The organism is Stenotrophomonas sp. 96582_Sma (assembly GCF_056480905.1).
Genome location: NZ_CM151122.1, coordinates 1,751,961 through 1,771,629 on the forward strand (window position 1 = coordinate 1,751,961; position 19,669 = coordinate 1,771,629).

Consider the following 19,669-nt stretch of genomic DNA (forward strand, 5'->3'; position numbering starts at 1 on the left):
TACCGGCGTTCGTGGTGGCGAGAGGCAAGCGGCGGCACGGCGCCGCCGCCAACATCAATCAGCCCAGTGGACGCGCAGGCGCGCGCCTTCCAGGTTGATCGCATTGAGGATGGGGTAATGCTGGGCGTCATTGCTGTCCAGCGCCTGGCGCAGTACCTGCAGCTTCTGCTTGCCGCGCAGCAGCAGCAGGCGCTGGCGGCACTGGCGCAGGCCATGCGGGGTCAGCGTGATGCGCAGCGGCCACTGGTTCGCGCCCGGGCAGCCGGTGGCATCCAGCGCCGCGTAGGGCAGGGTGCTTTCCAGTGCGCGGGCCAGGTCCTTCGAGCCGGGGAACAGCGAGGCGGTGTGGCCGTCGTTGCCCATGCCCAGCGCCACCAGGCTCGGCGGTTGGCTGTGCTGCGCCTGCAGGTTGGCGGTGTACACGCATTCCGGAAGCGGCTTGCCGATGCGCACCAGCGGATCGAAATGCGCACCTTCGGCGCGCTTGAGCAGATTCTCGCGCACCAGCCAGGCATTGCTGTCGCGATCCTGCGGCGACAGCCAGCGCTCATCGGCCAGGCTCACTTCCACGCGGTCCCAGTGCACGTCCAGTTCGGCCAGCGCCTGGTACACCGGTGCCGGCGTGGTGCCGCCAGACAACAGGATGCGGGCGCGGCCCACTTCGTTGATGTCGTGGTTGAGGGTCTGCGCCATCTCAGCGGCCACCGCCTCGATCCAGCCATCGGCATCGCCGTGGTGGATGAACTCGACGCGGTCGTCGTGGAAGGTGGGGCTCATGCGGCAACTCCAGGTGCGTCACGTTCGGCATCGGCGGCATAGGCGGCGGCGCCCAGCAGTCCGGCATGGGGATGCATCACGGCCAGCGACGGCACCCGCGCCATGATCGAAGAGAACCGCCCCTTGTGTTCGAAGCGCTGGCGGAACCCGGAGTGCTGCAGCGAATCGAGCATCTTCGGGGTCAGTCCACCGGTGAGGAACACGCCGTCCCAGGCGCCCTGGGTCAGTACCAGGTCGCCGGCAATGGCGCCGAACACGGCGCAGAACACATCGACGGTGCGCATTGCCTGCGGATCGCCATGCAGGGCGCGGGCGGTCACGTCCACCGGCTGCAGCTGGCCCGGGTCGATACCGGCCATCTCGCACACCGCGCGATGGATGTTGACCAGGCCGGGGCCACAGATCAGGCGCTCATTGGAGACGCGGCCGAACTGCTCGGACAGGATCTCCAGGATGCGGATCTCCTCCGGCGTTCCCGGCGGGAAGCTGACATGGCCGCCTTCGGTTTCCAGCGGGTAGCAGCGGCCGTGGCGCAGGATCAGGCCCCCGACGCCGAGCCCGGTACCGGGCCCGATCACCGCATAGTTGCGTGGCTGGCCCGGCTTGCCCGGGACCCAGGCGGCGCCACCGACCTGGACCACGTCCTCGGGTTGCAGCAGCGAGATCGCCATTGCCTGTGCGGCGAAGTCGTTGATCAGGTGCAGCTCGTCGAAACCGAGCATCGCAGCGGTGCGGCTGCGCGAGATCACCCACGGATGATTGGTGATGCGTGCCTCGTCACCGTCTACGCGACCGGCCACCGCGAACACGCCGCGGCTGGCGGCAGCGCCGATCTGCTCAAGGTGATGGCGGGCGGCATCGCCAAGCGACGGGAACTCCGCCACTGCGTACTCGCGGATGCTCTCCTTCAGCAATGGCGCGTCCAGCGAGGTGTCGGCCAGGGCGAAGCGGGCGTTGGTGCCACCGATGTCGGCGACCAGCACCGGCTGCGAGTTGGCACTCATGCCGATGCCTCGCTGTCCGGTGCGTCCACGCCCTGCGGCAGGAACTCCGTTGCGTTGCTCGGGCCCCATTGGCCAGCGGGATAGGGTTCCAGCGGCAGCTTGGCCTCCTTCCAGGCGTCGGCCACGCTGTCGATCCACGCCCAGGCGGCGCGCACTTCGTCGTCACGCACGAACAAGGTGTGGTTGCCGTTGAACGCATCCAGGAACAGGCGTTCGTACGCGATGCGGCGATGCAGGCCGGTCGGCACCGACAGTTCCAGTTCCAGCGGATGCAGTTCCAGCGCGCCCCATTCCGGGCCGGCCAGGCTGCTCATCAGGCCCAGTTCGATGTTCTCCTGCGGCTGCAGCTGGAACACCAGGCGGTTCGGTGCGGCCTGGGCGCGCTGCGGGCGCTCGAACAGCCAGTGGGTGACCGGCTTCAGCGTGACCACCACGCGGGTGGTGCGTTCGGGCAGGCGCTTGCCGGTGACCAGGTGGAACGGCACGCCGCTCCAGCGCCAGTTGTCGATATGCGCGGTGACCCCGGCGAAGGTCTCCACGTCGCTGCCTTCCGGCGGCTGGTAGGCCTGGGCCGGCTGGCCGTTGATGGTACCGGCAGTGTAGCGGCCACGGATGCTGTCACGCGCGGCGTGCTTGGCATCGAGCGGGCGCAGGGCGCGCAGCACCTTGACCTTCTCGTCGCGGATGCGGTCGGCTTCCAGCGAGGCCGGCGGCTCCATCGCCACCATGCACAGCAGCTGCAGGATGTGGCTCTGCACCATGTCGCGCAGCGCGCCGGAGCGGGCGTAGTAGGCGTCGCGGCCATCCACGCCTTCGCTCTCGGCCACCAGGATGTGCACCGATTCGATGTAGTTGCGGTTCCACACCGCTTCCAGCAGCGTGTTGCCGAAGCGCAGCGCGATCAGGTTCTGCACTGCTGCCTTGCCCAGGTAGTGGTCGAGGCGGAACACGCGGTCCTCGTCGATCCACTGGCCGATGGTGCTGATGATTTCCTCGGCGCTCTCGCTGTCGCTGCCGATCGGCTTCTCCAGCATCAGGCGTGCCGGTGCGGCGAGGGCGCCACCCTTGGCCAGGCCTTCGCAGGTGGAGATGTACAGGCCCGGCGGAATGGCCAGGTAGCTGACGCACTTGCGGTGCACCAGGTCGGAGACTGCGGCGGCAACCGAGTCGACGTCGCGCAGGTCCACCGAACGATAGTCGATGCGGCGCAGCAGGGCGCTGATGTCGTCCTGCGTGGCCATCGGCATGGCCTGCTGCAGGCGCGGCCGCAGGATGTCATGGAAGGCTTCGGTGTCATGCCCGGACAGGGCCAGCGCACGGATGCGGAAGTCCTCCGGCAGCAGGCCGTCGCCAAGCAGGCGAAGCAGCGAAGGGAACAGGTAGCGCTGGGCCAGATCACCTGTGGCACCGAACAGGAAGAGGGTGTCGTGCATCGCTCGAGTTTCAGATCCGGGTGACATCGTTGTCAATCGCTTCATGGCTGGGTTCGGGGGACATCCGCGCAACTGCCTGTCCGAGGTTCGTCAGGTGCGATCTCCGGGGTAGCGGAAGACCGTTCCATTCGAAACCACTGCCTCGGCGGAACCTTCGTTCAACCGCCGACGCAGATCGGTGCGCACCGATCATCGGATAGTGCCACGTGAAAACGTTTACATGGCAGAATGGGCAACTGTATTCGATTGCAGTACTCGCCGTCATGCGGCAGGCGCGCAATCATCACTGCCATCGGGAGGGCCGAGGCAGTCCCAAAAGACAGCCCGGCTTCGGGCGGACCGGATAGGTGATATGGCAAAAGTGCAGTTGCAGGGTGTGCGCAAGGTCTATGACAACGGCCAGGTCGCGGTGAAGGACGCCAGCTTCGAGGTCGCCGATGGCGAGCTGATGGTGCTGGTCGGTCCGTCCGGCTGTGGCAAGTCGACCCTGCTGCGGATGGTGGCTGGCCTGGAGGAGATCAGCGGCGGCACGCTGACCATCGGTGATCGCGTGGTCAACGACGTGGCGCCGAAGGACCGCGACATCGCCATGGTGTTCCAGAGCTACGCGCTGTACCCGCACATGACCGTGGCCGAGAACCTGGCCTTCGGCCTGAAGCTGCGCGGGCATGACAAGGCGACCATCGACAAGCGCATCGCCGAAGCAGCGCAGACCCTGGGCCTGACCGAGATGATGGACAAGCTGCCCAAGGCGATGTCCGGTGGCCAGCGCCAGCGTGTTGCGCTGGGCCGTGCACTGGTGCGCGAGCCGGCGGTGTTCCTGCTGGACGAGCCGCTGTCCAACCTCGACGCCAAGCTGCGCCACAGCGTGCGTACCGAGATCGCGCAGCTGCATCGCAAGCTGGGCACCACCATGATCTACGTGACGCACGACCAGGTCGAAGCGATGACCCTGGGCCAGCGCATCGTGGTGCTGAAGGACGGCATCATCCAGCAGATCGATACGCCGATGGCGCTGTACGACCGCCCGGCCAATCTGTTCGTGGCCGGTTTCCTCGGCAGCCCGGCGATGAACGTGCTGCGTGGCACGCTGCAGGGCGATGCCGGCGGCGTGACCGTGGTCGACGGCGAATGGCGTGCACCGCTGGGCCAGGCCACGATCGATCCGGCGTGGCTGCAGAAGCCGATCGCGGTGGGCGTGCGCCCGGAACACCTGCAGCCGGCCCGTGCCGATGATGCGCATGCATTTGCCGCACGCATTGAAGGCATCGAACCGGTCGGTAACGAGATCTTCGTCAACCTGAGCAGTGGCCAGCATGCGCTGACCATGCGCGTAGCACCGCAGTCGCTGCCGGCGGTGGGCGAGCAGATCCGTGTGGCGATCCACCCGCAGGGCCTGCACTTCTTCAACCCGGAAACCGGCGAGCGCCTGTAACGGGTAGTGCCGGCCGCTGGCCGGCAACTTCAACCATGCGTGGTTGCCGGCCAGCGGCCGGCACTACCATTCCTTGCATCCACCGGATTCAGCGCGCCAGGCCATCCAGCAACGGCATGCGCTGCGCGATGGCATCACCCACCTGCAGATCAGCGTCGCTGGCCTCCAGCGGCAGCACCGCCAGTGCCAGGTCGCCGGCCACGCAGGCAATCGTGCCCAGCGCTGCGCCGTCCTGCTGCACGCCATCGCCTGCCTGCGCCGGTGCCGCGGTATGCAGCAGCTGCACCGCACGCTTGGCCTTGCCGAGGAAGTGGGTGCGGGCGACGATCTCCTGGCCCGGATAGCAGCCCTTCTTCACGCTGTAGCCGTTCAGGCGGTCCAACCCCAGCTGCTGCGGGGTCCACACTTCGCGCTGGCTTTCTTGCAGCCGGGGCAGGCCGTAGCGCAGGTCGGCCTGGCGCCAGGCCAGCGCGAAAGCGGTCTCATCGGCTTCACTGCTGGCTGCAAAGGCATCGGCGGCGCCAATGCGCAGGGTCCGCGGCAGGGCGTCGCTGCCCAGGTCCAGCTCCCAGCCGTCACCTGCGGTCTGCGCAATCGCGGCGCCGCTGGCGGCTTCGGGCGCAGTGAACGCGCCGGCCACGGCCAGATCGCTGCGCACCAGTACCTTCACCTTGCGGCGGAACACGAAGCGCTGCAGTTGCGACGCAATCGCATCGGCATCGCCGTCGGCCAGCACCAGCATCACGTGGTCGTCCGCTAGCCGAAGCAGCTGGAACACCGCCAGGGTGCGGCCCTTGGCGCTCAGCCAGGCGCTCCACTGCCAGTGCTGCAGGGGCAGGGCGGTGACATCGCTGCTGAACTGGGCGTGGGCAAAGACAGCTGCATCCGGGCCTTGCAGGCTCAGCAGCTGGTGGCCGGGCAGGCGCGGATATCCGACGAAAGCAGGGGGCAGGTTGTCAGGCACGTGAACGAGGTCTAAAATTTGTGCGTTGCGAGACCGAACATGATAGGCCAAACAACCCCCACTCCCGACGACGAATCTGAAGCCCCGCTGGTCCCCGCGGCACCCGTGCCCGTGGAACAGGAAAAAGCAGAGGAATTCGGCGGCCGCGGCGGACTTGATCCGGTGCGGTATGGCGATTGGGAGAAAAACGGACGCTGCATCGATTTCTGATCAGCATTGAGCCAACGCGGCCGTGTGCCGCCCAGCCGAGACAACGAGCCCAGCGAATGGCGACCAGACAACGCCCACTTTCCCCGCACCTTCAGGTGTATCGCTGGCAGATTCAGATGGCCACCTCGATCCTGCATCGAGCCACTGGCGTCTTTCTGTCTGTTGGTGCCCTCATCATCGCCGCCGGCCTGCTGGCCCTGATGATGGGGCCCGAGTCCTGGAACTGCTTCACCGGCCACGCCGGGGCCTGGTATGGCCGCGTGTTCCTGTTCGCGTGGACATGGTCGTTCGCCTATCACCTGTGCAATGGCATCCGCCATGTGGTGCAGGACTTCGCCATCGGCTTCAGCATCCCCGCCTTCATCCGCAGCAGCTGGCTGTCGGTCATCGGCAGCCTGGTGATCACCCTGCTGGTGTGGGCCTATGTGATGTTCGGAGGTGCCGCGTGAGCAAGTTCCGTACCCCGTTGAAGAGCGTGCGCGGCCTCGGTTCGGCCAAGACCGGCACCGAGCACTTCGTGCACCAGCGCCTGACCGCCGCCGCCCTGGTGGCCCTGGGCATCTGGTTCCTGGTCTTCGTGCTGGGCCTGTTGGGCTCGGACTACGCGACCGCCGCCGCCGCCGTGGCCAAGCCGTGGAACGCGGTGCCGCTGATCGGCCTGCTGATCGCCATGTTCTGGCACGCGCAGCTCGGCATGCAGGTCGTGCTGGAAGATTACATCCACGAATCGCTGCTGGCCCTGGTGCTGCAGACCGCGGTGAAGTTCGTCGCCGTGCTCGGCATGATCGTCAGTGTGTTTGCGGTGGGCCGCATCGCCCTCGGCGTTGCCTGAGCCCAGGCACCTACACAGGAATCCAGATTAGATGTCCGCTTACAAGATCACCGAACACAAGTACGACATGGTCGTGGTGGGCGCCGGCGGCGCCGGCCTGCGCGCCACGTTCGGCCTGGCCGCCAAGGGCCTGCAGACCGTGTGCCTGACCAAGGTCTTCCCGACCCGTTCGCACACCGTTGCCGCCCAGGGCGGTATCTCGGCCGCACTCGCCAACATGGGCGAGGACGACTGGCGCTACCACTTCTTCGACACCATCAAGGGTTCGGACTGGCTGGGCGACCAGGACGCCATCGAATACATGTGCCGTGAGGCCATCCCGGCCATCATCGAGCTCGAACACTACGGCGTGCCGTTCTCGCGCACCGCCGAAGGCAAGATCTACCAGCGTCCGTTCGGTGGCATGACCACCAAGTACGGCGAAGGCCCGGCGGCGCAGCGTACCTGCGCGGCGGCCGACCGTACCGGCCACGCGATGCTGCACACCCTGTACCAGCAGTCGCTGAAGCACGACGCGCGCTTCATGATCGAGTACTTCGCACTCGACCTGATCTTCGATGACGAAGGCGCCTGCCGCGGCGTGCTGGCTCTGGACATGTCCGACGGCACCCTGCACCTGTTCCGTGCCCAGGGCGTGGTGCTGGCCACCGGCGGTTACGGCCGTGCCTACTTCAGCGCCACCTCGGCGCACACCTGCACCGGCGACGGTGGCGGCCTGGCCATGCGTGCCGGCATCGCCATGCAGGACATGGAGTTCGTGCAGTTCCACCCGACCGGCATCTATGGCGCCGGCTGCCTGATCACCGAGGGTGTCCGCGGTGAAGGCGGCATCCTGCGCAACAGCAGCGGCGAGCGCTTCATGGAGCGCTATGCGCCGCACTACAAGGACCTGGCCTCGCGCGACGTGGTCAGCCGTTCGATGACCATCGAGATCCGCGAAGGCCGCGGCGTCGGCGAGCACAAGGACCACATCCTGCTCGACCTGACCCACCTCGGCCCGGGCGTGATCGACGAGAAGCTGCCGGGCATCGCAGAAAGCGCCCGCATCTTCGCCGGCGTCGACGTGCACAAGCAGCCGATCCCGGTGATCCCGACCGTGCACTACAACATGGGTGGCATCCCGACCAACTATCACGGCGAAGTCGTGCGCAAGGTCGGCGACAACCCGGATGCCGTGGTGCCGGGCCTGTACGCCATCGGTGAAGCCGCCTGCGTGTCCGTGCACGGCGCCAACCGACTGGGCTCGAACTCGCTGCTGGACCTGGTGGTGTTCGGTCGTGCGGTGGCCAACCGTTGCGCCGAGACCATCAAGCCGGGCGCGTCGCACAAGCCGCTGCCGGCCGATGCCTGCGACAAGGCGCTGGGCCTGCTGGACAAGCTGCGCCACGCCAACGGCGATACCCCGACCTCGGTCATCCGCGATCGCATGCAGCGCACCATGCAGGCCGACGCGGCGGTCTTCCGCACCAGCCAGACGCTGAAGGAAGGCTGCGAGAAGATGGACAAGATCTTCGACTCGTTCCAGGACGTGAAGGTCTCCGACCGTTCGCTGGTCTGGAACTCGGACCTGATCGAGACCTACGAGCTGAACAACCTGCTGCTCAACGCCGTGGCGACGATCAACTCGGCCGAACAGCGCAAGGAAAGCCGCGGCGCGCATGCGCACGAGGACTATCCGGACCGCGACGACGTCAACTGGCAGAAGCACACCCTGGTCAGCGTCGACGAGAAGGGCAAGTGCAGCTTCGACTACCGTCCGGTGCACATGTACACGTTGACCGACGACGTGTCCGTGGTGCCGCCGAAGCCGCGCGTGTACTGATCCGACCCCGCCTACCATGCAATCCGCGCCCACGGGCGCGGGCCGCCTGAGCCAACGAGAGCAGCCATGGCCGAGTTTTCACTCCCCAAGAATTCCAAGATCACGAAGGGCAAGCACTTCCCCGTCAAGAACGGCGGCAAGAACGTGCGCACCTTCAAGATCTACCGCTGGAGTCCGGACGACGACAGCAACCCGCGCACCGATACCTATGAAGTCGATCTGGACGCCTGTGGCCCGATGGTCCTGGACGCCCTGATCAAGATCAAGAACGAGATCGACCCGACCCTGACCTTCCGCCGCTCCTGCCGCGAAGGTATCTGTGGTTCGTGCGCGATGAACATCGACGGCACCAACACCCTGGCCTGCACCCGAGCCATCTCGGACTGCGGCAAGAAGGAAGTGCCGATCTACCCGCTGCCGCACATGAACGTGGTCAAGGATCTGGTTCCGGACCTGACCCACTTCTACGCGCAGTACGCCTCGATCAAGCCGTGGATCCGCACCCAGACTCCGGCACCGCCGGATCGTGAGCGCCTGCAGTCGCCGGAAGACCGCAAGAAGCTGGACGGCCTGTACGAGTGCATCCTGTGCGCCTGCTGCTCGACCAGCTGCCCGAGCTACTGGTGGAACGGCGAGCGTTACCTGGGCCCGGCGATCCTGCTGCAGGCCTACCGCTGGATCATCGACTCGCGCGATGAGGACACCGGTGCGCGCCTGGACGATCTGGAAGATCCGTTCAAGCTGTACCGCTGCCACACCATCATGAACTGCGCCCGGACCTGCCCGAAGGGCCTGAACCCGGCGCTGGCGATCGCCGAGATCAAGAAGCTGATGATGGAACGCCGCGCCTGATCAGGCCTGGCTGTACCCGGTAGAGCCACGCCACGCGTGGCTGTGCCACCCCAGTAGAGCCACGCCATGCGTGGCTTTGCTGTATCTGGAGAAACATGATGGAAGAAGACGTTCTGCTGAAGAAGCTGCGCTGGCGTTGCCGCCGCGGCATGCGTGAGCTGGACCAGCTGTTCGGTCGCTACCTGGACCACGAATGGAGCACTGCGCCGACCGAAGAGCGCGAGGTTTTCCTGTTCCTGCTCGACTGCGAGGACGATAAGTTGTGGCGCTGGTTCATGGGCTATGAGGCCTGTCCACATGCGCACGCGATCCCCCTCATGCAGAAGATCCTCGCCCTCAAGCCTTGAGTGGCGCCCCTCGCGGCTGCAGGCTGCCGCCCAGTTGGCGGTGCTGCTGGCTGCGCCCTGGCTGCTGCGCGCATCGGATCTGCCTTCACGGTTGCTGATGCCCGCGGTGGTGCTGGCCTGGGTCATCGGGTTGGCCGAACTGGCCTGGCGACAGCGCAGGCCGCGCGTGCAGGTGCTTCTGCCAGCACCGCCCGAGCCGCTGCAGGTGGCCGGGCAGGACGCCGATACACCCCAGCTGGTCGTGCGTGGTCCATGGCTGTTGTTGCTCTGGCGTGAGGATCGCCGCCGCCGGCGCCTGCTGTTCTGGCCGGATGTGCTCGATTCCGGGCAGCGACGTGAACTGCGACTGGCCGTGGCCGCACGTGGCGTTTCCCGTAGGCCCCGGTCGATGGCACCATAAGCTGAATTGACCGGCGTGCCTGCATGTTCAAACCCATTCCCGTGGCCATTGGCCTGCGCTACCTGCGCGCCAAGCGCCGCAACGGCTTTATCTCCTTCATCTCGATGGCATCGATCCTGGGCATCGCGCTCGGCGTCACGGTGCTGATCACCACCTTGGCGGTGATGAGCGGTTTCCAGAAGGAAATCCGCAGCCGCCTGCTGCAGATGACCGCGCACACCACCATCAGCCGCGACGGCGAGCCGATGCCGGACTGGATGCGCGTAGTCGACGTGGCCAGCAAGGACCCGCGCGTGGCCGGTGCTGCGCCGTACATCGAGATCCAGTCGATGATCAGCGGCCCGCGCGTGCAGGGCGCGATCATCCAGGGCATCGATCCGGCGCTGGAGCCGAAGGTATCGGTGATCGACAAGAAGGTCACCAAGGGCAGCTATGACAGCCTCACGCCGGGCAACTTCAACCTGCTGCTGGGCAAGGAGCTGGCGATCTGGCTGGGCGTGGACGTTGGCGATCAGGTGCTGGTGACGTTCGCCGAAGTGCAGGGCACGCCTGCCGGTGCGGTGCCACGGATGAAACGCTTTACCGTGAGCGGAATTTTCGAGGCCGGCTACAACGAGGTCGACCGCGGCGTCGGCTTCGCCAACATGAAGGACCTGGAGCGCGTGCTGCGTTCCGATGGTGCTACCGGCGTGCGGCTGAAACTGCACGACATGGACCGCTCGCTGGAAGTGGGCGTGGACCTCGCGCAGAACCTCGGTGGTGCGTACCGCGTGAGTGACTGGACCCAGCAGAACGCCAACCTCTACCACTCGCTGCGCATGGAGAAGGTGGTGATGGGCATCCTGCTGTCGCTGATCATCGCCATGGGCGCGTTCAACCTGGTGTCCTCGCAGGTGATGCTGGTCACTGACAAGCAGGCCGACATCGCCATCCTGCGCACGCTCGGCCTGACCCCGGGCGGGGTGATGCAGGTGTTCATGGTGCAGGGTTCGCTGATCGGCATCTTCGGCACGCTGGCCGGCCTGATCGGTGGCATCACCCTCACACTCAACCTGGAGCGCATCCTCGGTGCCATCGAGAGCGTGTTCAACGTCAAGCTGATGCCGGAGGATGTGTACTACATCACCGGCCTGCCGACCGACATGCAGACCGGCGACGTGGTGGCGATCACCGTGGTCGCGCTGCTGATGAGCTTCCTGGCCACCCTGTATCCCGCCTGGCGGGCAGCACGCACCCAGCCGGCGGAGGCCCTGCGTTATGAATAAGGTCTTCAACCGCGGCGATGAAGTGATCCGCGCCGAAGCACTGGGCAAGACCTACGCCGAAGGGCGCATGCAGACCCCGGTGTTCGATGGCCTGGACCTGACCGTGACCGCCGGCGAAACGGTCGCGATCATCGGTGCCTCCGGCGCCGGCAAGAGCACGCTGCTGCACCTGCTGGGTGGCCTGGACATTCCGACCGCCGGCGAGGTCTATGTGACCGGCCAGCGCATGTCAGCGCTGTCCGATACCGCGCGCGGCCTGCTGCGCAACCAGGCGCTGGGCTTCGTCTATCAGTTCCACCACCTGCTGCCTGAGTTCACCGCGCTGGAAAACGTGATGATGCCGGTGCTGCTGGCCGGTACTGCAGTGGCCGAGGCGAGCAGCCGGGCCACCACGCTGCTGGAAGCGGTCGGCCTTGGCCATCGCCTGGACCACAAGCCCGGCGAACTGTCCGGTGGCGAACGCCAGCGTGCCGCAGTGGCGCGTGCGCTGGTCAATCATCCGGCCTGCGTGCTCGGGGACGAGCCGACCGGCAACCTCGATGACCGCACCGCGGCGACGGTGTTCGAGCTGATGCTGGAACTGAATCGTGCGCGGCATACCAGTCTGGTGCTGGTGACCCACGACCGCAGCCTGGCACGGCGCCTGGACCGGGTGCTGGAGCTGCGCGAGGGGCGCCTGCACGCACTGGCCCACGCCGACGTCTGAGGCGCTGGGCACGCTTTGGTGGAAGCCGACCTTGGTCGGCTGCTCTTGCAGGGCAAGCGCCAACCAAGGTTGGCGACTGCCGTGGTCCGGCCAGGAGCCGCCGACCGGCTGCTGAATGGGGCACTGGCTTTCGCGCCGGCGTTGTCTGCGCAGGCGCATGATGGCGACAGTTCCCCGAGGAGATCGCCATGAAGACCCCGATCCTGATGGCCGGACTCTGCCTGGCGCTGGCCGCCTGCGCGACCACCGGCCGGCTCAGCTCTGCCGAGAAACTTGACCTGTACCGTGCCCATGCCGGCGCGCCGCAGAACGACATGCAGTTCTTCGGCAGCCTCAACGGCTGGACCGAACTGGGTGATAGCGCGCTGGCGGTGTGGACGCGTCCCAGCGAGGCCTATCTGCTGGAATTGAGGGGGCCCTGCCAGGACCTGCCGTATGCCACCGCCATCGGCCTGACCAGCCAGATGAACCGTGTTTCGGCGCGTTTCGACAAGGTGCTGGTGCGCGACCCCACCGGCGGCCCGCGCATGCCGTGCTTCATCGACAGCATCCGCAAGCTGGACGTGAAGGCGCTGCGTGCCTCCGAGCAGGAGCTGCGCCAGGCGCAGGTGCAGGAGCGCGAGGAAAGCACGAAATAGCGTGGTAGTGCCGGCCGCTGGCCGGCATCGCGCAGATGCCAGGTTGCCGGCCAGCGGCCGGCACTACCTGTGTGTCAGGCTTCCGGGGTGAAGCCGGCCGGCTTTTCCGCGTCCTTCTCGAACAGGAACTTGATCAGTTCGCCTTCAAGGAACGCGCGATGCTCCGCCGTGCGCGGCGACAGGCGGTTCTCGTTGATCAGCATGGTCTGGTGCGCCAGCCACGCAGCCCAGGCCTGCTTGCCGATGTTGTTGAAGATGCGCTGGCCCAGTTCGCCGGGGTAGGGCACGAAGTCCAGGCCCTCGGCATCGCGTTGTTCGTACTGGCAGAAGACGGTTCGGGACATGGCATTCACTCGTGGTTGCGGGGTTTCTTGGAATTTCGTTTCGGCGTCTTGATCGTTGCGCCGTCGAGCAGTTTGCGGATCGGTGCCGGCAGGCCCAGCGCGTGCAGTTCGTCGCTGGCGACCCAGCGCAGCGTGGGTTCTTCCACGTGCAGGCCGTGTACCTGCCGCGACAATACCTGCAGATGCAGCTTGTAGTGGCTGAAGGTGTGCTGCAGCACCGGCAGCTCTTCGGCCTCTTCCAGCGAGCCGTCGACGTGCACGTCGAACCAGTCCTGCAGCACGCTGCCGGCATCGGCCTGCGGCAGCGTCCACAGCTGCGCCCAGATGCCGGTGTCCGGCCGCTTCTGCAGCAGCACACGCTGCTGGGCGTCGCGCAGCAGCAGCGCAACGGCCTCGCGCTCGGGCAGGGTCTTGCTGGGCTTGGGCGTGGGTAGTTCAGCCGTGCGGCCTTCGCGCCGTGCCACGCAGTCATCCTGCAACGGGCAGATCACGCAGGCCGGTTTGGCACGGCTGCACACCGTCGCGCCCAGGTCCATCTGCGCCTGCGTGTAGTCGGCCATGCGCCCGGCCGGCACCTGCATCACATGCGCCTCGGCGATCGCCCACAGCTGCTTCTCGATGGCCGGCAGCCCGGGGAAACCATCGATGCCGTGGTAACGGCTGAGCACCCGCTTGACGTTGCCATCGAGGATCGCGAACGGGTCGTTCCAGGCCTGGCTGAGGATCGCACCGGCGGTGCTGCGGCCGATGCCGGGCAGGGCATGCAATGCATCGAAATCACGCGGCAGGTCGCCGTCGTGCAGTTCCACGCAGCGCTTCGCAGCGGCATGCAGGTTGCGTGCGCGGGCGTAGTAGCCGAGCCCGGCCCACTGCGCCATCACCGCGTCGTTGCTGGCGGCGGCAAGGTCGGGCAGGGTCGGGAAGTGCTGCAGGAACCGCTGGAAATACGGGATGACCGTGGCCACCTGGGTTTGCTGCAGCATGATTTCCGACAGCCAGACCCGGTAGGGACTGCGCGGGTGCTGCCAGGGCAGGTCGTGGCGGCCGTGGTCGTCGAACCAGTGCAGCAGGCGGGCGACGAAACCGTCTTCCCGGGCAGTCTTGGCGCTGGCGTGCGGCTGGCGGGGCATCGGTGTTCCAGAGAGGCAGCCACCCGTGGGGTGGCTCTACTGGATTGCAGTAGAGCCACGCCATGCGTGGCAGCACGGTGTATCAGGCGCCCAGCGCTTCGGGCAGCAGGGCGTCGACGAAAGCTTCCGGGTCGAACACGCGCAGGTCTTCCGGGCGCTCGCCGATGCCGGCGAATCGGATCGGAATGCCGAACTCGCGGGCCAGTGCGAACACCACGCCGCCCTTGGCGGTGCCGTCCAGCTTGGTCACTACCAGGCCGGTCACGTTCACTGCGGCATTGAACTGGCGCAGCTGCGACAGCGCGTTCTGGCCAGTGGTGCCGTCGATCACCATCAGCACTTCGTGCGGGGCGGTGGGGTCGATCTTGCCGAGCACGCGGCGGATCTTGCCCAGCTCGTTCATCAGGCCGGATTGGGTGTGCAGGCGGCCCGCGGTATCGGCGATCAGCACCGAGGTGCCACGGGCCTTGCCGGCCTGCAGCGCGTCGAATGCCACCGAAGCGGCATCGGCGTTCTGCCCCTGCGCGACCACGGCCACGCCGTTGCGCTCGCCCCAGGCCTGCAGCTGGGCCACGGCAGCGGCGCGGAAGGTGTCACCGGCGGCCAGCATCAGGCTGTGGCCATCGTCCTTGAAGCGCTTGGCCAGCTTGCCGATGGTGGTGGTCTTGCCGACGCCGTTGACGCCGACGGTGAGCACCACGAAGGGCTTGGCGTTGCGGTCGATCAACAGCGGCTTGGCCACCGGCTGCAGGATTGCGATCAGCTCGGCGCGCAGCGCGGCCAGCAGCGCATTGGCGTCGGCGAATTCGCGCGATTTCATGCGCTTGCGCAGGCCCTCGACCAGGTCGGTGGTGGCGCCCACGCCGACGTCGGCGGTGATCAGTGCGGTTTCCAGCTCGTCCAGCAGGTCGTCGTCAAGCTTGGGGTTGCGCGAGAACAGGCCACCAAAGCTGCGCGCGATGACGCTGTTGCGCAGGCGCTCGCGCCAGCCGGGCTTGCCAGCCGGCGCCGGAACGGCGTCGATCGAGGCGGCGGCAGGCAGGTCGTCGGTGACCGGTGCCGGTGTCGGTGCCGGGGTGGGCTCAGGCAGCGGTACGGGGGCCGGTTCGATGGCCGGGGTCGCGATGGGGGCGACGTCGATCTGAGCCGACGGTGCAGGAGCTGCCGGAACCGGTGCGGCTGGGGCCGGAATAACCGGGGTGGGCTCGACAGCGACCGGAACGGCGGTTGCTGGGGGCGGCTCGACCGGTACAGGCTCGGCCGGTACTGCTACCGGCGCCGGCTCCTTGTCCTCGACCGGCGCGGCCGACGGGAATGCCGCCGCCAGCTCTTCAGCCGAGTAGTGCTGGGTCTTGGGCGCCTCCGTTGCGGGGGCATCCTGGGGCTTCTTGCGGCGGAAAAAACTGAGCATTGGCAAAAGGCGCTGAAATCAGAGGGATATGCTACCACTCGGGCCTGTCGGGCCGATGTGGACTCAAGGTTGCGGCCCACCGGCCGTTAACCGGTCCGGAGGGCTGCGTCGTGCGGCCCGGAGACCGCCATGGACAACGTGATGGGAATCGCCCTCAGCGGGATGCGTGCGGCCCAGCAGGGCGTGCAGGTGGCCGCGCACAACGTGGCCAACCTGGCGACCCCGGATGCCCAGCACCTGCAGTTGCAGCGCATTACCACCGAGCAGGGTGGGGTGCAGGCTTCGGTGGCGTCCATCGGCGCCGATGCCGGCGCGCCGCTGGGTGATCTGCTGGCCGCGAAAGCCGAGGTCGTGGCCTTTGCCGCCAATGCCACGGTGATCCGTCGCCAGGACCAGATGCTGGGCTCACTGCTGGATCGGGACGCCTGAACCCCCTCGGCAGCTGCCAACCGCCACCCCTGGTGGGTGCCAACCTTGGTTGGCACGCTCGACCCGCCTTGGTAGGTGCCAACCTTGGTTGGCACGCTCGACCCGCCCTGGTAGGTGCCAACCTTGGTTGGCACGCTTTTGGGGCGCCAACCAAGGTTGGCCTCTACCAGGGCAGCAGTGCCAACCAAGGTTGGCACCTACCAAAGCAGGAATGCCAACCAAGGTTGGCATCCACCAGCACCCGGTAGCGCCGGGCCATGCCCGGCGACCACCGCCTCGATCAGACCGACAGCTCCAGCAGCAGCTTGTTCAGGCGCGCCACATAGGCACCCGGATCCTTCAGGCTGTCACCGGCGGCCAACGCAGCCTGGTCGAACAGCACCCGGCCGAGGTCGTCGAAGCGCGCGCCATCGGCTTCGGCATCAAGCTTGGCGATCAGTGGGTGGCCCGGGTTGATCTCCAGCACCGGCTTGCTGTCCGGCACCTTCTGCCCGCTGGCCTCCAGGATCTGGCGCATCTGCAGGCCCAGGTCCTGTTCGCCGATGGCCAGCACAGCCGGCGAATCGGTCAGGCGGTGCGAGACGCGCACTTCGGCCACGTCATCGCCCAGCACCGTCTTCAGGCGCTCGACCAGGCCCTGCTTGTCCTTCGCCGCCGCTTCCTGTTCCTGCTTGTCCGCTTCGGTTTCCAGGGCGCCCAGGTCGAGGTCGCCACGGGCGATGTCGACGAAGCCCTTGCCGTCGAAATCGGTCAGGTAGCCCATCAGCCACTCGTCGATGCGGTCGGTCAGCAGCAGCACTTCCACACCCTTCTTACGGAACACTTCCAGGTGCGGGCTGTTGCGGACCTGGCTGTAGCTCTCGCCGGTCAGGTAATAGATCTTGTCCTGGCCTTCGGTCATGCGGCCGAGGTAATCGGCCAGCGACACGCTCTGCGCATCGCCGTCGCCACGGGTGGAGGCGAAGCGCAGCAGGCCGGCCACCTTCTCGCGGTTGTTGTAGTCCTCGGCCGGGCCTTCCTTCAGCACTTGGCCGAATTCCTTCCAGAACGTGGTGTACTGCTCCGGCTTGTCAGCGGCCAGCTTTTCCAGCATGTCCAGCGAGCGCTTGGTCAGCGCCGCCTTCATCGAATCGATGACCGGGCCGGACTGCAGGATCTCGCGCGAGACGTTCAGCGACAAGTCGTTGGAGTCGACCACACCCTTGATGAAGCGCAGGTACAGCGGCAGGAACTGCTCGGCCTGGTCCATCACGAACACGCGCTGCACGTACAGCTTCAGGCCCTTGGGTGCATCGCGGTGATACAGGTCGAACGGTGCGCGGCCGGGCACATACAGCAGCGAGGTGTACTCCAGCTTGCCCTCGACCTTGTTGTGGCTCCACGCCAGCGGATCGCTGTGGTCGTGTGCCACATGCTTGTAGAACTCGGTGTATTCCGAATCGCTGATCTCGGTGCGCGGGCGGGTCCACAGCGCGCTGGCGCGGTTGACGGTCTCCCACTCGACGGCCGCGCCTTCTTCGGCGTCTTCCTTCGGCATCTGGATCGGCAGGCCGATATGGTCGGAGTACTTCTTGAGGATGCTGCGCAGGCGCCAACCGTCGGCGAAGTCGTGCTCGCCGTCCTTCAGGTGCAGCACGATGCGGGTGCCGCGCTCGGCCTTGTCGACCGTGGCGACTTCGAAATCGCCTTCGCCGCGCGAGGTCCAGCGCACGCCTTCGCCTGCAGCCAGGCCAGCGCGGCGCGAGGTCACTTCCACTTCGTCGGCGACGATGAAGGCACTGTAGAAGCCGACGCCGAACTGGCCGATCAGCTGCGAATCCTTCTTCTGGTCGCCGGACAGCTGGCGCAGGAAATCGCCGGTGCCGGACTTTGCAATCGTGCCGAGGTGGGCGATGGCTTCGGCGCGGCTCATGCCGATGCCGTTGTCTTCGATGGTGATGGTGTGGGCGGTGGGGTCGAAGCTGACGCGCACGCGCAGTTCGCTGTCGCCTTCCAGCAGTGCCGGCTGGGTCAGGGCCTCGAAACGCAGCTTGTCGGCGGCGTCGGCGGCGTTGGAGACCAGCTCGCGGAGGAAGATCTCCTTGTTGGAGTACAGCGAGTGGATCATCAGTTGCAGCAGCTGCTTGACTTCGGTCTGGAAGCCAAGGGTTTCGGTCTGGGTGGTCTCGGTCATCGATAAGGCTCCGTGTGCAATGCCGCGCCAGCGCGTGCGGCCTCGCCAAGGGGTATGGCTGATTGTCCCGAAATCAAGGGGGCGAGCGGGGGGGGGGGGCGTGAATCGCGTTGGATTGCCTTGACCGTTCGCTGCCATCACTCGCGTGGGTCGCATTTGGCCCTGCTCAAGCCGGTCGGTCAGCCCCAGGGTCGCGTCAGCCAGGCACACGATGGGCTGATCCAAGGGGGGGCGCCCAGATTGTCGTATTCAATCTCTTGTCTTGCCCAGGGAAGCCGGTCAGGGTCGTGAGACAATTCAGCGGGGCGGTTCGATGGCGATAATCACCATGACAAGGCATCTGGATTTCGATCAGTTCCTCAGGGAGCAGAATGCAGGGAAGGCCGAACGCGGCAACTTGGTTGAGCGTAAGGCTCAATGGCTGGAGAAAATCCAGATTCTCTATGCGACTGTCCAGGAAATTCTTTTTCCGTACATAGAGCGCGGCGCCATGGGGGTCCGTGTGTCCAGCATGGAGCTCCGTGAAGAGTTGCTGGGCAGTTACGAAGTGCCGAGTCTGAACATCGACCTGGGAAACAGCAGCGTACGCTTCGTTCCGGTAGGGACGATCCTGCTGGGGTCGCCTGGGCGTGTGGACCTCGTGGGGCCGCACGGCAAAGTCCGCTTCGTGCTGACCTTGCCGGATTCAGATCGACCGATACTTGTCGGGTCGACCGCTTCCGAAGGGGCTCGCCCCGACAAGCAGCCGAAACCGATGGATCTGGCTGCGTACGTCTGGAAAGTGTCCACGTCTCCGCCCCTGATCCGCTACAGCGCTCTGGATCCGGAAGCACTGCAGTCGGCCATCATGGATGTTGCCCGTGGCCAATCCGCTCGTCGTTAATCCCGATCTTCCCAATTACATGCACGTGATGGGACATCACGCCACCACACGCGCAGCGATCGACCTGCTCTTTTCCGAAGACAATCCTGACAACTCGGACCTATCCCGGCAGGAGCTCGAAAAGCGCCGCAAGGCATGCGTCCAAGTCCAGCAAAATCGGGACATGATGGCGTTGCTGGCCTTTCTGGAAGCATGTTTCCGATTGGACTACGCAAACAGAAAGCGTCTGAAGCTCAAGGATGGACTGTCCAGGGTCCTCATCAGGTTGTTCAATCGCAAGCGCAACAAGGCCGCGCTCATGGACGACATCGTCAAGGCCTGGCTGCAGCAGGGTGTGCTGACCCATCACCAGTACGACCGTATCAACAGTGCATTCCAGCTTCGACACTGGATTGCCCATGGACAGTACTGGTCCCCGGCGAAGATCAAGCCTCATGACCTTTGGGAAGTGGCCGAGTTCGTAGAGAGTCTAGTCAATGCGCGGATGTTTCAGAGCGATGGAGTCGACCTGGCTGGAGCGTGATCCCGACATTGGAGTCCCATGCCCCCCAGGTGACCTGCGGTGACCGTTGATTCGACGCATCCCCGGGCGCTGCCCGGACGACTACAATCCC

Annotated in this window: 22 protein-coding genes; 14 read left to right on the forward strand and 8 right to left on the reverse strand. The window is 66.1% G+C overall.

Annotated elements, in window-relative coordinates; genetic code table 11:
* Positions 1–54 precede the first annotated feature (54 nt).
* Genes pgl through zwf form a run of 3 tightly spaced genes read right to left on the reverse strand, consistent with a single transcriptional unit; the run spans position 55 to position 3,214 of the window.
* Positions 55–777 (reverse strand): 6-phosphogluconolactonase, encoded by a 723-nt coding sequence (pgl, locus tag ACZK2R_RS08190; protein ID WP_180838581.1) that lies wholly within the window; start codon positions 775–777, stop codon positions 55–57.
* On the reverse strand, positions 774–1,781 hold the full coding sequence (glk, locus tag ACZK2R_RS08195) for a glucokinase (protein ID WP_005412971.1): 1,008 nt from the start codon (positions 1,779–1,781) through the stop codon (positions 774–776). Before glk ends, pgl begins: the two co-directional genes overlap by 4 nt.
* Complete coding sequence (gene zwf, locus ACZK2R_RS08200) at positions 1,778–3,214, reverse strand: glucose-6-phosphate dehydrogenase (protein ID WP_180838582.1); 1,437 nt, start codon at positions 3,212–3,214, stop codon at positions 1,778–1,780. Before zwf ends, glk begins: the two co-directional genes overlap by 4 nt.
* 352 nt (positions 3,215–3,566) lie before the next feature.
* Between zwf and ACZK2R_RS08205 the strand changes: the two genes are divergently transcribed.
* A complete protein-coding gene (locus tag ACZK2R_RS08205) occupies positions 3,567–4,649 on the forward strand; it encodes an ABC transporter ATP-binding protein (protein ID WP_125895703.1) in 1,083 nt (360 codons plus the stop codon).
* Between the two features lie 88 nt (positions 4,650–4,737).
* On the opposite strand, the gene ygfZ is transcribed toward ACZK2R_RS08205, so the two are convergent.
* Positions 4,738–5,613, reverse strand: coding sequence for a CAF17-like 4Fe-4S cluster assembly/insertion protein YgfZ (ygfZ, locus tag ACZK2R_RS08210; protein ID WP_180836683.1), 876 nt, complete (start codon positions 5,611–5,613; stop codon positions 4,738–4,740).
* A gap of 39 nt (positions 5,614–5,652) precedes the next feature.
* On the opposite strand from ygfZ, the gene ACZK2R_RS08215 reads away from it, so the two are divergent.
* The 10 genes from ACZK2R_RS08215 (at position 5,653) to ACZK2R_RS08260 (ending at position 12,685) form a co-directional block, all read left to right on the forward strand.
* The gene (locus tag ACZK2R_RS08215; RefSeq protein WP_005409075.1) at positions 5,653–5,823 is read left to right on the forward strand and encodes a DUF1674 domain-containing protein; all 171 of its coding nucleotides are present in this window, start codon (positions 5,653–5,655) and stop codon (positions 5,821–5,823) included.
* A 56-nt stretch (positions 5,824–5,879) separates the two neighbouring features.
* The gene (sdhC, locus tag ACZK2R_RS08220; protein WP_024958620.1) at positions 5,880–6,272 is read left to right on the forward strand and encodes a succinate dehydrogenase, cytochrome b556 subunit; all 393 of its coding nucleotides are present in this window, start codon (positions 5,880–5,882) and stop codon (positions 6,270–6,272) included.
* Complete coding sequence (sdhD, locus tag ACZK2R_RS08225) at positions 6,269–6,655, forward strand: succinate dehydrogenase, hydrophobic membrane anchor protein (protein ID WP_032128865.1); 387 nt, start codon at positions 6,269–6,271, stop codon at positions 6,653–6,655. The genes sdhC and sdhD overlap by 4 nt, the downstream gene beginning before the upstream one ends.
* 31 nt (positions 6,656–6,686) lie before the next feature.
* Complete coding sequence (gene sdhA, locus ACZK2R_RS08230; RefSeq protein ID WP_049445482.1) at positions 6,687–8,477, forward strand: succinate dehydrogenase flavoprotein subunit; 1,791 nt, start codon at positions 6,687–6,689, stop codon at positions 8,475–8,477.
* Between the two features lie 66 nt (positions 8,478–8,543).
* The gene (locus ACZK2R_RS08235) at positions 8,544–9,329 is read left to right on the forward strand and encodes a succinate dehydrogenase iron-sulfur subunit (protein WP_005409079.1); all 786 of its coding nucleotides are present in this window, start codon (positions 8,544–8,546) and stop codon (positions 9,327–9,329) included.
* A 98-nt stretch (positions 9,330–9,427) separates the two neighbouring features.
* Complete coding sequence (locus ACZK2R_RS08240) at positions 9,428–9,676, forward strand: FAD assembly factor SdhE (RefSeq protein WP_005409080.1); 249 nt, start codon at positions 9,428–9,430, stop codon at positions 9,674–9,676.
* Positions 9,627–10,076 carry a hypothetical protein gene (locus ACZK2R_RS08245; RefSeq protein WP_071229280.1) on the forward strand — a complete coding sequence of 150 codons (450 nt, stop codon included), beginning with the start codon at positions 9,627–9,629 and terminating at the stop codon, positions 10,074–10,076. Before ACZK2R_RS08240 ends, ACZK2R_RS08245 begins: the two co-directional genes overlap by 50 nt.
* 23 nt (positions 10,077–10,099) lie before the next feature.
* Positions 10,100–11,341, forward strand: a complete 1,242-nt coding sequence (locus tag ACZK2R_RS08250) for a lipoprotein-releasing ABC transporter permease subunit (protein WP_180836684.1) — start codon at positions 10,100–10,102, stop codon at positions 11,339–11,341.
* Positions 11,334–12,047 carry a lipoprotein-releasing ABC transporter ATP-binding protein LolD gene (lolD, locus tag ACZK2R_RS08255; protein ID WP_005409083.1) on the forward strand — a complete coding sequence of 238 codons (714 nt, stop codon included), beginning with the start codon at positions 11,334–11,336 and terminating at the stop codon, positions 12,045–12,047. The genes ACZK2R_RS08250 and lolD overlap by 8 nt, the downstream gene beginning before the upstream one ends.
* Positions 12,048–12,235: 188 nt before the next feature.
* On the forward strand, positions 12,236–12,685 hold the full coding sequence (locus tag ACZK2R_RS08260) for a DUF6491 family protein (RefSeq protein WP_032128869.1): 450 nt from the start codon (positions 12,236–12,238) through the stop codon (positions 12,683–12,685).
* A 74-nt stretch (positions 12,686–12,759) separates the two neighbouring features.
* On the opposite strand, the gene ACZK2R_RS08265 is transcribed toward ACZK2R_RS08260, so the two are convergent.
* From ACZK2R_RS08265 to ftsY, 3 genes are all read right to left on the reverse strand, one after another.
* Positions 12,760–13,029: an oxidative damage protection protein gene (locus ACZK2R_RS08265; RefSeq protein WP_125895118.1), complete on the reverse strand. Its 270-nt coding sequence runs from the start codon at positions 13,027–13,029 to the stop codon at positions 12,760–12,762.
* 5 nt (positions 13,030–13,034) lie between these two features.
* Entirely contained in the window at positions 13,035–14,159 is a 1,125-nt protein-coding gene (gene mutY, locus ACZK2R_RS08270; protein WP_125895120.1) for an A/G-specific adenine glycosylase, read from the reverse strand.
* A gap of 82 nt (positions 14,160–14,241) precedes the next feature.
* Complete coding sequence (gene ftsY, locus ACZK2R_RS08275; RefSeq protein ID WP_125895122.1) at positions 14,242–15,570, reverse strand: signal recognition particle-docking protein FtsY; 1,329 nt, start codon at positions 15,568–15,570, stop codon at positions 14,242–14,244.
* Between the two features lie 129 nt (positions 15,571–15,699).
* Between ftsY and ACZK2R_RS08280 the strand changes: the two genes are divergently transcribed.
* The gene (locus ACZK2R_RS08280; RefSeq protein WP_032128872.1) at positions 15,700–15,999 is read left to right on the forward strand and encodes a hypothetical protein; all 300 of its coding nucleotides are present in this window, start codon (positions 15,700–15,702) and stop codon (positions 15,997–15,999) included.
* Between the two features lie 280 nt (positions 16,000–16,279).
* Here ACZK2R_RS08280 and htpG read toward each other — a convergent pair whose 3' ends face one another.
* Positions 16,280–18,172: a molecular chaperone HtpG gene (gene htpG / locus ACZK2R_RS08285; protein WP_180836685.1), complete on the reverse strand. Its 1,893-nt coding sequence runs from the start codon at positions 18,170–18,172 to the stop codon at positions 16,280–16,282.
* 328 nt (positions 18,173–18,500) lie between these two features.
* Here htpG and ACZK2R_RS08290 point away from each other — a divergent pair, with 328 nt between their 5' ends.
* On the forward strand, positions 18,501–19,055 hold the full coding sequence (locus ACZK2R_RS08290) for a hypothetical protein (RefSeq protein ID WP_180836686.1): 555 nt from the start codon (positions 18,501–18,503) through the stop codon (positions 19,053–19,055).
* Positions 19,033–19,578 carry a hypothetical protein gene (locus tag ACZK2R_RS08295; RefSeq protein WP_125895128.1) on the forward strand — a complete coding sequence of 182 codons (546 nt, stop codon included), beginning with the start codon at positions 19,033–19,035 and terminating at the stop codon, positions 19,576–19,578. The genes ACZK2R_RS08290 and ACZK2R_RS08295 overlap by 23 nt, the downstream gene beginning before the upstream one ends.
* Positions 19,579–19,669: the final 91 nt, after the last annotated feature.

Bases quoted from the DNA above. Each gene is read 5' to 3' on its own strand.
- pgl (WP_180838581.1), bottom strand. From the start codon at position 777: ATGAGCCCCACCTTCCACGACGACCGCGTCGAGTTCATCCACCACGGC.
- glk (WP_005412971.1), bottom strand. From the start codon at position 1,781: ATGAGTGCCAACTCGCAGCCGGTGCTGGTCGCCGACATCGGTGGCACC.
- zwf (WP_180838582.1), bottom strand. From the start codon at position 3,214: ATGCACGACACCCTCTTCCTGTTCGGTGCCACAGGTGATCTGGCCCAG.
- ACZK2R_RS08205 (WP_125895703.1), top strand. From the start codon at position 3,567: ATGGCAAAAGTGCAGTTGCAGGGTGTGCGCAAGGTCTATGACAACGGC.
- ACZK2R_RS08215 (WP_005409075.1), top strand. From the start codon at position 5,653: ATGATAGGCCAAACAACCCCCACTCCCGACGACGAATCTGAAGCCCCG.
- sdhC (WP_024958620.1), top strand. From the start codon at position 5,880: ATGGCGACCAGACAACGCCCACTTTCCCCGCACCTTCAGGTGTATCGC.
- sdhA (WP_049445482.1), top strand. From the start codon at position 6,687: ATGTCCGCTTACAAGATCACCGAACACAAGTACGACATGGTCGTGGTG.
- ACZK2R_RS08235 (WP_005409079.1), top strand. From the start codon at position 8,544: ATGGCCGAGTTTTCACTCCCCAAGAATTCCAAGATCACGAAGGGCAAG.
- ACZK2R_RS08240 (WP_005409080.1), top strand. From the start codon at position 9,428: ATGGAAGAAGACGTTCTGCTGAAGAAGCTGCGCTGGCGTTGCCGCCGC.
- ACZK2R_RS08245 (WP_071229280.1), top strand. From the start codon at position 9,627: ATGCGCACGCGATCCCCCTCATGCAGAAGATCCTCGCCCTCAAGCCTT.
- ACZK2R_RS08250 (WP_180836684.1), top strand. From the start codon at position 10,100: ATGTTCAAACCCATTCCCGTGGCCATTGGCCTGCGCTACCTGCGCGCC.
- lolD (WP_005409083.1), top strand. From the start codon at position 11,334: ATGAATAAGGTCTTCAACCGCGGCGATGAAGTGATCCGCGCCGAAGCA.
- ACZK2R_RS08260 (WP_032128869.1), top strand. From the start codon at position 12,236: ATGAAGACCCCGATCCTGATGGCCGGACTCTGCCTGGCGCTGGCCGCC.
- ACZK2R_RS08265 (WP_125895118.1), bottom strand. From the start codon at position 13,029: ATGTCCCGAACCGTCTTCTGCCAGTACGAACAACGCGATGCCGAGGGC.
- mutY (WP_125895120.1), bottom strand. From the start codon at position 14,159: ATGCCCCGCCAGCCGCACGCCAGCGCCAAGACTGCCCGGGAAGACGGT.
- ftsY (WP_125895122.1), bottom strand. From the start codon at position 15,570: ATGCTCAGTTTTTTCCGCCGCAAGAAGCCCCAGGATGCCCCCGCAACG.
- ACZK2R_RS08280 (WP_032128872.1), top strand. From the start codon at position 15,700: ATGGACAACGTGATGGGAATCGCCCTCAGCGGGATGCGTGCGGCCCAG.
- htpG (WP_180836685.1), bottom strand. From the start codon at position 18,172: ATGACCGAGACCACCCAGACCGAAACCCTTGGCTTCCAGACCGAAGTC.
- ACZK2R_RS08290 (WP_180836686.1), top strand. From the start codon at position 18,501: ATGACAAGGCATCTGGATTTCGATCAGTTCCTCAGGGAGCAGAATGCA.